This window comes from Rhizobium sp. Leaf453 (genome assembly GCF_001425605.1).
Lineage (GTDB): Bacteria > Pseudomonadota > Alphaproteobacteria > Rhizobiales > Rhizobiaceae > Pararhizobium.
On sequence record NZ_LMRG01000023.1, the window covers coordinates 639,567 to 651,911 of the forward strand.

The following is a 12,345-nucleotide window of genomic DNA, read 5'->3' on the forward strand; positions in this document are numbered from 1 at the left end:
GTCAGCGTGATCGTGAGAAACCTGTCAGAGCTTTCAAAAGAAGTTCAGAGGAGGGCGTGTTTCCTTGATCCGGTTTGGAAACAAACCGGTGTAACCGTTTGAAGGGAAATGCGATGAGCAAGCGCGAATCGTCCAAGTACAAAATTGACCGCCGTATGGGCGAAAACATCTGGGGCCGTCCGAAGTCCCCGGTCAACCGCCGCGAATACGGCCCGGGCCAGCACGGCCAGCGCCGCAAGTCCAAGCTTTCCGACTTCGGCGTGCAGTTGCGCGCCAAGCAGAAGCTGAAGGGCTACTACGGCGACATCCGCGAAAAGCAGTTCCGTGCGATCTTCGCCGAAGCTGACCGTCGCAAGGGTGACACCTCGGAAAACCTGATCGGCCTGCTCGAATCGCGCCTCGACGCGATCGTGTACCGCGCCAAGTTCGTTCCGACGGTCTTCGCTGCCCGTCAGTTCGTCAACCATGGCCACGTCAAGGTCAACGGCGTTCGCGTCAACATCGGCTCGTACCGCTGCAAGGCCGGCGACGTTATCGAAGTTCGCGAAAAGTCCAAGCAGCTCGTATCGGTTCTCGAAGCCGTTCAGCTCGCTGAGCGTGACGTTCCGGACTACATCGAAGTCGATCACAACAAGATGGTTGCGACCTTCGCCCGCGTTCCGGGCCTGACCGACGTTCCGTACCCGGTCATCATGGAACCGAACCTCGTCGTCGAATTCTATTCGCGTTAATTCTTCAGGCTTCGGCCTTGCGGATTTTGGAAAAGCCACTCAGAGATGGGTGGCTTTTTTGTTGCCCAATTCCCACCAAGTCTCATCCGGAGAATGATGGATGCCCGGCCCGTTGGACCTGCAGTCGATTGTCGATGATATCTACCGCGAACTCACCCCGCGGCTGGGAGAGGGCAAGGTTGCCGACTACATTCCGCAGCTTGCCCGCGTAAACCCTGAGCAGTTCGGCATGGCCATCGTCACGGTGGATGGCGATGTGTATATGGCGGGTGATGCCCAGCTGCCGTTTTCGATCCAGAGCATTTCCAAGGTCTTCACGCTAACGTTGGCACTCGGCAAGCATGGCGAAAACATCTGGAAGCGCGTCGGCCGCGAGCCGTCCGGTTCTGCCTTCAATTCCATCGTCCAGCTCGAGCACGAGCATGGCATTCCGCGCAATCCGTTCATCAATGCCGGCGCCATCGCGATCACCGATCTGGTTCTGGCCGGCCATACGCCGCGCGAGGCGATCGGCGAGATCGTCCGGTTCGTCCGTTATCTCGCCGACGAAGAGGACATCCTGATCGACCAGGATGTTGCCAAATCGGAAGCGGCGACGGGATATCGCAACTTCGCGCTTGCCAATTTCATGCGCTCCTTCGGCAAGCTGGATCATCCTGTCGAGCATGTGCTCGGTGTCTATTTCCATCAATGCGCGCTGGCGATGAGCTGCGTCCAGCTGGCCCATGCCGGGCTGTTCCTTGCTGCCTCGGGCTCCAATCCGCTGACGAAGCACTCTGTCGTCTCGAAACAGCGGGCGCGTCGTATCAACGCCCTGATGCTCACCTGCGGCCACTATGACGGCTCGGGCGACTTTGCCTATCGTGTCGGTCTGCCGGGCAAGAGCGGCGTCGGCGGCGGTATCCTGTGCGTGGCGCCCGGCAAGGCGTCCGTCGCTGTCTGGTCACCGGGGCTCAATCACAACGGCAATTCGCTCTTGGGCTCGCTGGCGCTGGAGATGCTGGCCAGCCGCACCGGCTGGTCCGTGTTCGGGGCCTGATAGAGCACCATCACGGAAGTTTCACCGCGCGATCGGCGCATTTTCCTTGATCTTGCAGCCCGGGACGGGCAAGTGCAGGACATCATTTTTGCGCATTGCCCTCGTGCCTTGCGCCATCCATCCGGGACTTTGTCATGGATATTGCCATCCCATCGCCGACGGCCGACATTGAAGACCTTGCAACCGCGCCGGATTCGGTGAGCGATGATGCGTTGCATCCGATCTTTGCGAAGATGCCGTCGTCCGTGTCGTTCAATAAGTTGCGCAAGCGGCTGCTGCGCCAGGTCCGCCAGGCGATTGACGATTTCGGCATGCTGAAGGGGCAGACGCGCTGGCTCATCGGCATTTCCGGTGGCAAGGACAGTTACAGTCTGCTGGCTTTGCTGATGGATCTGCAATGGCGCGGTCTGCTGCCGGTCGAACTCGTTGCCTGCAATCTCGATCAGGGCCAGCCGAATTTCCCCAAACATGTCCTGCCGGAATACCTGTCGTCAATCGGCGTGAAGCACCGGATCGAGTACCGGGATACCTATTCGATCGTGAAGGAAAAGGTTCCGGCCGGCGGCACCTATTGCGCGCTCTGTTCGCGCCTGCGCCGCGGCAATCTCTACCGGATCGCCCGCGAGGAGGGCTGTGATGCGCTGGTGCTCGGCCATCACCGCGAGGATATCCTCGAGACCTTTTTCATGAATTTCTTCCACGGCGGCCGGCTGGCCACGATGCCGGCGAAGCTCCTCAATGACGAAGGCGATCTCATGGTGCTGCGGCCGCTCGCCTATGCGGCCGAGGATGATCTCGCCAAATTCGCGTCTGCCATGGAGTTTCCGATCATCCCTTGCGATCTCTGCGGCTCGCAGGACGGGCTTGAGCGCAATGCCATGAAGGCGATGCTGTCGGATATCGAGCGCCGCATGCCCGGCCGCAAGGATACGATGCTGCGGGCGCTCGGCCATGTGAATCCGTCGCATCTGCTCGATCCGAAACTGTTTGATTTCCAATCCCTCTTCGCGGAGCCCAAAGCATGACATCTGCCATCGATATCGCCGCCATCGCAAATATCCTGCAGGAGGCGGCGGCCAGTGAAATCCTGCCGCGCTTCCGCAACCTCGGCGCCGGTGACGTTCGGATGAAGTCGGAAGCCATAGATCTCGTGACCGAAGCGGATGAGGCGGCAGAGCGGTTGATCAAGGCGCGCATGGCGGAGGTTGCTCCGGAGGCTCTGTTCATCGGCGAGGAGTCGGTTGCGGCCGATCCGGATCTTCTGTCAGCTTTGGCAGGGGCTGACCTGGTGGTCGTCGTCGATCCCATCGACGGCACGTTCAACTATGCGGCCGGCATGCCGCTGTTCGGCGTCATGGCAGCTGTCGTCTCCAAGGGAGAAACGGTTGCCGGCCTGATCTACGACCCGATGGGCAATGACTGGGTGATTGCGGAAAAGGGCTCCGGCTCCTGGCTGTGCAAGGCCGATGGCTCACAGGAGAAGCTGGATGTAACGCCGGCGCCATCGCTGGAGGGGCTGGTCGGATGTGCCTCGACAGGGTTCTATTCGCCGGAAAACCGCCGGATCGTCATGGGCAACATGGCCAAGGTCCGCATCGCCACCAGCTATCGCTGCGCGGCACATGAATATCGTGCGTTTGCCGCCGGTCATTTTCACTTCCTGATGTACCAGAAGCTGATGCCCTGGGATCATCTGGCCGGCACATTGATCGCCCAGGAAGCCGGCGCCTATGCCGCTCGCTTCGACGGCTCGCCCTATCTGCCTGAACATGTCGATGGCGGCCTGCTGCTGGCGTCGGACAAGGAGTGCTGGGAAACCCTCCGCCGAGAAGTGTTTACAGTCTGAACGGCGACGATTATCGAAAAGCAGAAGGCCCGCCGGGATGACCGAGCGGGCCTTCTTCGTTTTTCATGGCTTTCGACGGATCACATGTGTCCGCCGGCGCCTTCCAGTGAGGCATGGTCGTCGCCCGGATGGGTGAAGAGCTTGCCCTTCTCGGCCCAGAGGACGGCAAGGATCGTCACAACGCCAAAGACTGTGAAGCCGGCGAACAGCGGCTGAACCGTGCCGTTGAACATCTGGCCGACGGTTCCACCGATCAGCGCGCCACCGGTTGTCGACATGAACCCGGTGATGGCCGTGGCTGTTCCCGCAAGGCTGCCCATCGGCTCAAGGCTGATGGCCGTGAAGTTAGTGGCGATCACGGCAAAAAACATCAGGAGAACGGAAAACAGCAGATAGGCGACGAGGAAGCTCGGCTTGCCGCCGATCGCGATCAGCAGGCCGACGCCCGAAAGCAGCGTGAACAGGATCATCGCCACATGCGAGATGCGGCGCATGCCGAAGCTGCGCACGAAATAACCATTGGCAAAATTCGCAACCGCAATGCCGCCGGCCGTTCCGGCAAAGGCAATCGGCAACCAGTCACCGAGGCCATAAACCTCGCCAAAGATCTGCTGGACGGTCACGATGTAAGCGCAGATCACAGCCGTGAACAGCGTCAATCCGATCATGTAGCCGCAGGTGATTCGGTTCGTCAGAACAGTGCGGAACCCGGAGGCGACGGCCGCGACCGACAAAGGCAGCCGCTCTTCCACCGGCAGCGATTCTTTCAGCTGCAATCCGGCCCAGACGAACAGGATAGCGCCGACGCAGCCGAGGAGAATGAAGATCCAGTGCCAGTTTGCATAGTAGATGACGGCCTGGCCGAGCGACGGAGCGACGATCGGAACGATCATGAAGACGATCATCACATAGGACATGACACGTGCCATCTCGCGGCCGCCGAAGCAGTCGCGAACGACGGCCATGGTCGTGATGCGGACGGCTGCGGCGCCGATTCCCTGCACGAAGCGCAGGACAAGCAGCATCTCGAAGCTTTGTGTCGCGGCCGCACCGAACATGGTCAGTGTGAAGAAGGCGAGGCCGGCAAGCAGGACGCCGCGGCGCCCGAACGTATCGGACAGGCTGCCGAAAATGATCTGCGAGCAACCGAAGCCGAGGAAGAACACGCCGATCACCAATTGCGTGTCATTGGTGTTGGCGACGCTGAGCGACTGGCCGATGGCGGGCAGGGCGGGCAACATGATGTCGATCGCGATGGCGACGCTGGCCGTCATCAAGGCAATGGTGATGACAAATTCGAAGAAGCCGAGACCGATGCGGGCGGAGCCCTGATTTTCGATATGGTGGGCGGACATGAAAAGACCTGTCTTGAAAAAGCGGCGGATTGTTTAAACGGCTGGATTGTGCGGGCTGAAAAGCTTGCCCCGCTCGGCAAAGAGCACGAAGCCGAGGCCAATGATGGACACCGTCAGGAAGCCGACGGCCAACGGCGTTACGGTTCCGTCGAATGCCTGGCCGATCAGTGCTCCGATGCTGGCGCCGCCGATCGTCTGGGTGAAGCCCAGCACGGAGGAGGCCGTGCCGGCGACATGGCCGAGCGGTTCCATCGCCATGGCGTTAAAGTTCGGGCCGATCAGGCCGAACTGGAACATGGTCGCGGCATAGAGCACCACGAACAGCCAGAAAGGCAACGTACCGAAGATCGACGCCATCGCCCAGATAAAGCTGCCGATGGTGAAACCGATCAGGGCGCCATGCGACAGGCGTCGCATGCCGTAGCGCTTGACCAGCCGTGAATTGGTGAAGGACGCAACAGCCATCATGCTGGCAAAGCCTGCGAAAACGAGTGGGAACCAGTGCCCGAGCCCGTAGATGCCGACCAGGATTTGCTGAGCCGAATTGATGAAGCCAAACAGCGAGCCGAACAGGAACGACGCGGCCAGCGAATAGCAGAGCGACACGCGGTTGGTGAGCACGATACGAAAGGCCGAGCCGATCGAGGAAATCGTAAACGGGCGGCGATTTTCGACCGCCAGCGTTTCCGGCAAACGAAACATCACCAGCGTCGCCACCAGCACGGCGAAAAGGCAGATGACGACGAAGATCATGTGCCACTCGGCAAAGATCATGATCAACTGGCCGATGCTGGGGGCGATCACCGGCACGATCATGAACACCATCATCACCAGCGACATGACTTCGGCCATCATGCGTCCGCCGTAGATATCGCGAACGATGGAAATGGTGATGACCCGGGTTGCGGCCGCGCCGATGCCCTGCATGAAGCGCAGCGCGAGAAGGCCGGCAAAGGACGGCACGAAGACGATGGCAAGCGCACAGAGCGCATAGATACCGAGCCCGCCGAGCAGCGGCAGCTTGCGGCCGAAGCGGTCGGCCAGCGGTCCGAAGAACAGCTGCGCGCAGCCCATGCCGATCAGATAGGCGGTGATGACATATTGGCGGGTATTCTCGTCGGCGACGCCGAGACTCGCGCCGATCTCCTGCAGACCGGGCAGCATGATATCGATCGAGATCGCATTGATCGCCATCAGCATGGCCATCAGCGCAATGAATTGTGGTTTGGAGAGAGCCGGAATGCCCGGCGCCTGGGTCGTCATGGTCATAGGGATATTCCTGCCGGCGTGCCGGGCATCTGAAGCGGGAAACCGGATCGGTTCCGAAAAGGATCAGACGCGGATGAAATGGATGGAACCAGAATTGAGGGCGCTGTGAAAGCACGGTTCCGAAGCGCTTTCAAAAACGGAAGCCGGCATGCCGGCTCAAGTGGCTGACAACCGGTAGGAGGCCGGCTGCAAAAGAAGATTCATCTGGATCAAATGGTGCAAACGCATGTTCCAGCGTCTGCATATCCATGAAACCGCACCGTCTTGTGACATCGCCGCATATTGGATTCGGCTGTTACAGGGCGGAAAATATTAGAATGTTCGTACGTGTTCCTTGAATCAAAAAAGGCGGTGACCCGCCTTTTCAGGTGTCACGATGACAGAGGGTCGATTCAGGCTGCGCCCTTGACGGCGATGCCCTGTTCCTCGAAATGCGACTGGAGTTCGCCAGCCTGGAACATTTCGCGGACGATATCGCAGCCGCCGATGAACTCACCCTTGATGTAGAGCTGCGGGATCGTCGGCCAGTTCGAATAGTCCTTGATACCCTGGCGCAGGTCAGCATCCGCAAGCACGTTGATGCCCTTGTAATCGACGCCGATATAGTCGAGCATCTGGACGACCTGTCCGGAGAACCCACACTGGGGGAACTGGGGCGTGCCCTTCATGAAGAGAACGACATCGTTGCTCTTCACTTCATTGTCGATGAAATCGTTGATACCGCTCATGTCGTAATCCTTCCTCATCCCGCTTCAAGGGCCGGGTGTGTCGATTTCCTGTAAATAGCATGCAGACCGGTGATTTTCACCACCCGCGCGCAACAAAAATTGATGGCTTGCACGACGGCAACAGGTCAGATTTCGCGGGTCTATCGCGTCTTGCTGCGGGCGGCAGCCGTGCGCCGGCGGCTCACCTGCTTCTTTGCCGGTTTCGCTGCCTTCGGCTTTGTGGCCTTCTTGAATCGTCCGGTCGTTGCCGAGCGGGTCTGCCGCTGGCGTTTCGAAGTTGTCGTCTTGACGCCAGACTTCTTCAGCACTTCCTTGAGCACGCTTTCGACGACGCCGGTGACCAGTTCGTTGATCAGATTGGCCATCGGCGCTTACTCGGGGATCGAGGTCTGGAGCGCAAGCGCGTGGAGAACGCCACCCATGTTGCCGCTCAGCGCGTCATAGACCATCTTGTGCTGCTGCACGCGGGTCTTGCCACGGAAGGCTTCCGCCACCACTTCGGCCGCGTAATGGTCGCCGTCACCGGCCAGATCCCGGATGACGACCTTCGCCCCCGGAATTCCAGCCTTGATCATGTCCTCAATATCGCCAGGTGCCATCGGCATCGTCTGTACTCCCTGAATTACTCGGCGGCGATCTGTGTCTCGCCATCCATAAAGTCAGGGAACCACGATTCATGCACTGAGCGCAATTGCAGAATTGCAAGCGGCTTAGCCGAGCCGAGAACGACCTCGGTACCGCCTGTCTCGCCGATCGACGGCGCTGCGACGCCCGCGGCCTTTGCCCTATCTGCGACCAGAGCCGCATGTTCCGGGCGAACGGTGACGACGTAACGGCCCTGATCCTCGCCAAAGAAGACCGGGATCGGATCGCGGCCGGCAACGGCGGAGACTTTGGCGCCGATGCCCGATGCCATGGCCATTTCGGCAATCGCCAGCGCCAGACCACCCGAGGAGCAGTCATGCACCGCCGTCGTCAGGCCATCGGTGATCAGTTCGCGCACGAAATCGCCGACCTTGCGTTCATGGACGAGATCGACATGCGGTGCCGGACCGTCGGTGCGACCGTGGATGTCGCGCAGATAGACGGATTGGCCCAGATGCGTGCCAAGTCCTTCCGGCGCGCCAACGAGCAGAATCTGTTCGCCTTCGGCGGCAAAGCGGATGCGCGCCATCTGCGACCAGTCGCCGAGCAGACCCACACCGCCAATGGTCGGGGTCGGCAGAATGCCTTGGCCGTTGGTTTCGTTGTAGAGTGAGACATTGCCCGAAACGATCGGGAAATCCAGCGCGCGGCAGGCCTCACCGATGCCCTTGATGGCATGGACGAACTGGCTCATGATTTCTGGGCGTTCAGGATTGCCGAAGTTCAGGTTGTCGGTCGCAGCCAGCGGCAGGGCGCCGGTCGCGGTGATGTTGCGCCAGCATTCGGCGACAGCCTGCTTGCCGCCCTCGAACGGATCGGCTTCGACATAACGCGGCGTTACGTCCGACGAAAAGGCGAGCGCCTTGGTCGGATGTCCTTCGACGCGCACGACGCCGGCGTCGCCGCCCGGAAGCTGCAGCGAGTTGCCCTGGATCAGGGTATCGTACTGTTCGTAAACCCAGCGGCGCGACGAGTTGTTGGCGGATCCGACCAGAGCCAGCACGGCGTCTGCAACGTCCGACTGCGGAATGTCGTCAGCGGCGAGCAGCGCAACGGCCTTGGCCGGGGTCCAGGGGCGGTCATATTCCGGCGCCTGGTCGCCCAGGTCCTTGATCGGGAGGTTGGCGACTTCCTCGCCCTGATGGATCACGCGGAAGCGCAGGTCGTCCGTGGTTTTGCCGACGATGGCGAAGTCGAGACCCCACTTGACGAAGATCGCCTTGGCAACCTCTTCCTTGGCCGGTTCCAGAACCATGAGCATACGCTCCTGGCTTTCCGACAGCATCATTTCGTAAGCGGTCATGCGCTCTTCGCGCACCGGAACCTGATCGAGCTGCAACTCGATGCCGAGGTCGCCCTTGGCGCCCATTTCGACCGCCGAGCAGGTGAGGCCGGCCGCACCCATGTCCTGGATGGCGATAACGGCGCCGGTCTTCATCAGTTCGAGGCAGGCTTCCAGCAGGCACTTTTCGGTAAAGGGGTCGCCAACCTGGACGGTCGGGCGCTTTTCCTCGATCGACTCGTCGAACTCGGCAGATGCCATTGTGGCGCCGCCGACGCCGTCGCGGCCGGTCTTGGCGCCGAGATAGACGACCGGGAGGCCGACGCCCTTGGCTTCGGACAGAAAGATGCCGTCGGCCTTGGCAAGGCCGGCTGCAAAGGCGTTGACGAGGATATTGCCGTTATAGCGGGCATCAAATTCGACTTCGCCGCCGACCGTGGGAACACCGAAGGAATTTCCATAGCCGCCGACGCCGGCAACGACGCCCGAAACGAGATGACGGGTCTTCGGATGATCCGGTGCGCCGAAGCGCAGTGCGTTCATGGCAGCGATCGGGCGGGCGCCCATAGTGAAGACGTCGCGCAGGATGCCGCCGACGCCGGTCGCAGCGCCCTGATAGGGCTCGATATAGGACGGATGGTTGTGGCTCTCCATCTTGAAGACGACGACATCGCCATCATCGATATCGACGACACCGGCGTTCTCACCCGGGCCCTGGATGACGCGCGGACCCTTGGTCGGCAGCGTGCGCAGCCACTTCTTCGAGGACTTGTAGGAGCAATGCTCGTTCCACATGGCCGAAAAGATGCCAAGCTCGGTAAAGGTCGGCTCGCGGCCGATGAGTTCCAGGATCCGCTGGTACTCGTCTGGCTTCAGACCATGCGAGGCAATCAGTTCCGGCGTGATAGGGCGGGTATTGGAAATGGTCATCGTGGTCCGTTCGGTCCGTTGGAGCATCCCGACGGCGAAAGGCCGCCATGCATTGAGGGCTGCATCAAAACAAAGAGATCGTATTCGCGCTTCTTTAGCTGATGCATTCCGGCGATGCGACAGGAAAATGCCGGAAAAGCACAGGAGATCGTGTGCTTTTGCCGAGAAATCGCGCTTGTGGTCAGGCGAAGCTGTCGTAGCCGGTGCGGCCGCTGTCGAGCAGGCGGCGAAGCGTCAGGAATCCGCGTCGGACCTCGGCTCTGTCTGCAGGCGAAGAGAAGCCGATGCGCACGCGGTGGAAGACGCTGTCGGTCCGCCCCGCCTTGAATTCGTCCTCATCATCGACAAGCACGCCTTCCTCGAAAGCCGCGTGTTTGAACGTGCCGGAGAACCAGGGTTCGGACAGTTTCAGCCAGAGGAACGGCACATGCGGATGGGAATTGAAGTCGATGCCGGCAAAGATTTCGCGTGCCATCTGTTCGCGGGCGCGGATTTCGTCGATCGCCTTCGAGCGCAAGATCGCGCCTTCGCCACTGAGCACAAGCCGGGCGCAGAGTTCGGCGAGCAGGAAGGGCATGCCGCCGCTGACCATCTTGTGGGCGATGCGAATGCGCTGGCTGAAATGGGGAGGGCAGGCGACCCAGCCGCCGCGCACGCCGGCTGCGACCGATTTCGACAGGCCACCGACCAGGAAGGTACGCTCGGGAGCCAGTTCAGCGAGCAACGGGGTCATGTCGCCGGTCATCGCACCGTAGAGATCGTCTTCGAGCAGCCAGACGCCGTAGCGGCGGGCAATGTCGGCGATTGCCTGTCGGCGCTCCAGCGACAGGGTGACCACCGTCGGGTTCTGCGCCGTCGGCATCAGGAAGGCGAGTTTCGGGTGCTGCTGGGCGCACACCCGCTCGAAATCCTCGGGATCGAGGCCATAATCGTCGGTGCGGAGCAGAATGGTGCGGCGCCCGATCAGGCCGGCACTGCGGCTGATCTGCGAATAGGTGACATTCTCGAAAGCGATCTTGTCGCCCGGTGCGGTGACGGCCGCAATGACGGCGACTGCGCCGGCATGGGCGCCCAGCGTCGGTACGATGCGATCGGGCAGGGGGCGGAACGATCCCTTAGCGAGCCATTGACTGCCAGCCTCGAACCAGTGCGGCGGGAAGTCCAGCGCATAGCTGGCAATGTCGGCATGGTGTTCGCGGCTGATCTCTACGAGCAGCTTTTCCAGTGAAGCACCTTGGCCAATATCGGGGGCGGCCGTGCTGTCGAACCGAAGCTTCCCCGGCGGCGCCTTCAAGGGTCGCGTGCCGGAAAGGGCGACGGTCATCGGGTCAGCCTGCTCGGCCGGCTTCACTTCGGTGTTGTCGAGAACATAGGTGCCGCGGCCGACTTCACCGCTGACGAGACCGCGTTCGCGAACGAGATGATAGGCGCGACCAATTGTGCCGATTGTGACTCCGATGTCGAAGGCAAGGTTGCGCTGGGGCGGCAATTTCGTGCCCGCAGTGAGCACGCCGCCCGCAATCGCCTCCTCAATCTGATCGGCAATACGGGCATAGATCGGGCCTTGGCCCTGGCCAGGATCGGGCATCCAAGTTGTCATGGTGACAATTTCTACATTGTATCTCTTTGGGTGTCAATTATGACAATGCAATATCAAGGGTGACAATCTAACCGCAGAAGGGCGATGTACAATGAGTACAATATGCGCAACTGACGATGCAATATGTTCGGCGGAACTGGAGGCAATCCGTGTATCTCGTGTCACGATCGACAACAGCCCGTCGTTGGTTCGGCGGGCATTTGCATGGTTGATCGCGCGGGAAAAGAAAAGGTTAAGCCGGATCGCGCTGGCAGAGTTGACGGAAGACCAACTTGCCGACATCGGAGTCACGGTTGCCGAGGCGCGCCGGGAAGCGGCCCGCCCATACTGGGACTGATTTCGCGCGGCAACGTCAGAGGATTTCGGACTGCGCTACAGCAGTTCGAGCACTTTCGTCTTTGGACGACAGACCTTCACGCCCATTTCCGTGACGACAATAGGCCTTTCGATCAATTCGGGATGAGCGAGCATCGCGTCGATGATCTGGCGGTCGGTTTTGCCTTCGTCGTCCAGTTGAAGTGAAAGATAGGCCCGTTCACGGGTTCTGAGCAGCGCGCGTGGCGTCATGTCCATCGCAAGCAAAAGGGCCAGCATTGCCTCGTGCGATGGCGGCGTTTTCATATATTCGATGATGACGGGTTCGATGCCTGCGGCGCGGACAATTTCGACGACCGCGAGCGAGGTGGTGCTGCGGTCATTATGGTAGATCGTAACGCTCATGAAAATGCCTTTGGTAATGCTGCTAGCGCGGGAGCATGCCGGCGGGATGGTCTGGCGGTAAATGTCTTGTCGGGGAGGTAGCGTGCTTTCATGACAGGTTTGAGACCGAATATCCGGCCAAAATTGCTGGAGAATGCAGCCTGGACCCCACCGGACTCAATCAAGGGTTTGCGAAAATTGATTGTTCAGTAAATCTCTTG

General features: G+C 60.4%; 13 protein-coding genes. 5 read left to right on the forward strand and 8 right to left on the reverse strand.

Going from position 1 to position 12,345, the window contains the following annotated elements; all coding sequences use genetic code 11:
- Nucleotides 1–113 precede the first annotated feature (113 nt).
- The 4 genes from rpsD (at nt 114) to ASG68_RS21120 (ending at nt 3,616) form a co-directional block, all read left to right on the forward strand.
- On the forward strand, nt 114–731 hold the full coding sequence (gene rpsD / locus ASG68_RS21105) for a 30S ribosomal protein S4 (RefSeq protein ID WP_062580726.1): 618 nt from the start codon (nt 114–116) through the stop codon (nt 729–731).
- Nucleotides 732–831: 100 nt separating this feature from the next.
- Nucleotides 832–1,770 (forward strand): glutaminase, encoded by a 939-nt coding sequence (locus ASG68_RS21110; protein ID WP_062580733.1) that lies wholly within the window; start codon nt 832–834, stop codon nt 1,768–1,770.
- A 134-nt stretch (nt 1,771–1,904) separates the two neighbouring features.
- Entirely contained in the window at nt 1,905–2,795 is an 891-nt protein-coding gene (gene ttcA, locus ASG68_RS21115) for a tRNA 2-thiocytidine(32) synthetase TtcA (protein ID WP_062580736.1), read from the forward strand.
- A complete protein-coding gene (locus ASG68_RS21120; RefSeq protein WP_062580738.1) occupies nt 2,792–3,616 on the forward strand; it encodes an inositol monophosphatase family protein in 825 nt (274 codons plus the stop codon). Before ttcA ends, ASG68_RS21120 begins: the two co-directional genes overlap by 4 nt.
- A gap of 80 nt (nt 3,617–3,696) precedes the next feature.
- On the opposite strand, the gene ASG68_RS21125 is transcribed toward ASG68_RS21120, so the two are convergent.
- From ASG68_RS21125 to ASG68_RS21155, 7 genes are all read right to left on the reverse strand, one after another.
- Nucleotides 3,697–4,971: a multidrug effflux MFS transporter gene (locus ASG68_RS21125; RefSeq protein WP_062580740.1), complete on the reverse strand. Its 1,275-nt coding sequence runs from the start codon at nt 4,969–4,971 to the stop codon at nt 3,697–3,699.
- A 33-nt stretch (nt 4,972–5,004) separates the two neighbouring features.
- The gene (locus ASG68_RS21130) at nt 5,005–6,240 is read right to left on the reverse strand and encodes a multidrug effflux MFS transporter (RefSeq protein WP_062580742.1); all 1,236 of its coding nucleotides are present in this window, start codon (nt 6,238–6,240) and stop codon (nt 5,005–5,007) included.
- 392 nt (nt 6,241–6,632) lie between these two features.
- Nucleotides 6,633–6,968 (reverse strand): Grx4 family monothiol glutaredoxin, encoded by a 336-nt coding sequence (gene grxD, locus ASG68_RS21135; protein WP_062580946.1) that lies wholly within the window; start codon nt 6,966–6,968, stop codon nt 6,633–6,635.
- 140 nt (nt 6,969–7,108) lie between these two features.
- Nucleotides 7,109–7,333 carry a hypothetical protein gene (locus ASG68_RS21140; protein ID WP_062580744.1) on the reverse strand — a complete coding sequence of 75 codons (225 nt, stop codon included), beginning with the start codon at nt 7,331–7,333 and terminating at the stop codon, nt 7,109–7,111.
- A gap of 6 nt (nt 7,334–7,339) precedes the next feature.
- Nucleotides 7,340–7,573, reverse strand: a complete 234-nt coding sequence (locus tag ASG68_RS21145; protein ID WP_062580747.1) for a BolA/IbaG family iron-sulfur metabolism protein — start codon at nt 7,571–7,573, stop codon at nt 7,340–7,342.
- A 17-nt stretch (nt 7,574–7,590) separates the two neighbouring features.
- Nucleotides 7,591–9,825 carry a phosphoribosylformylglycinamidine synthase subunit PurL gene (gene purL / locus ASG68_RS21150; RefSeq protein WP_062580748.1) on the reverse strand — a complete coding sequence of 745 codons (2,235 nt, stop codon included), beginning with the start codon at nt 9,823–9,825 and terminating at the stop codon, nt 7,591–7,593.
- A 181-nt stretch (nt 9,826–10,006) separates the two neighbouring features.
- Nucleotides 10,007–11,425 carry a PLP-dependent aminotransferase family protein gene (locus ASG68_RS21155; RefSeq protein WP_062580751.1) on the reverse strand — a complete coding sequence of 473 codons (1,419 nt, stop codon included), beginning with the start codon at nt 11,423–11,425 and terminating at the stop codon, nt 10,007–10,009.
- 91 nt (nt 11,426–11,516) lie between these two features.
- On the opposite strand from ASG68_RS21155, the gene ASG68_RS21160 reads away from it, so the two are divergent.
- Nucleotides 11,517–11,762 (forward strand): DUF1127 domain-containing protein, encoded by a 246-nt coding sequence (locus tag ASG68_RS21160; RefSeq protein ID WP_062580753.1) that lies wholly within the window; start codon nt 11,517–11,519, stop codon nt 11,760–11,762.
- 35 nt (nt 11,763–11,797) lie between these two features.
- Here the strand turns inward: ASG68_RS21160 and arsC are convergent, their stop codons facing one another.
- The gene (gene arsC, locus ASG68_RS21165; protein ID WP_062580755.1) at nt 11,798–12,145 is read right to left on the reverse strand and encodes an arsenate reductase (glutaredoxin); all 348 of its coding nucleotides are present in this window, start codon (nt 12,143–12,145) and stop codon (nt 11,798–11,800) included.
- Between the last annotated feature and the right edge of the window lie 200 nt (nt 12,146–12,345).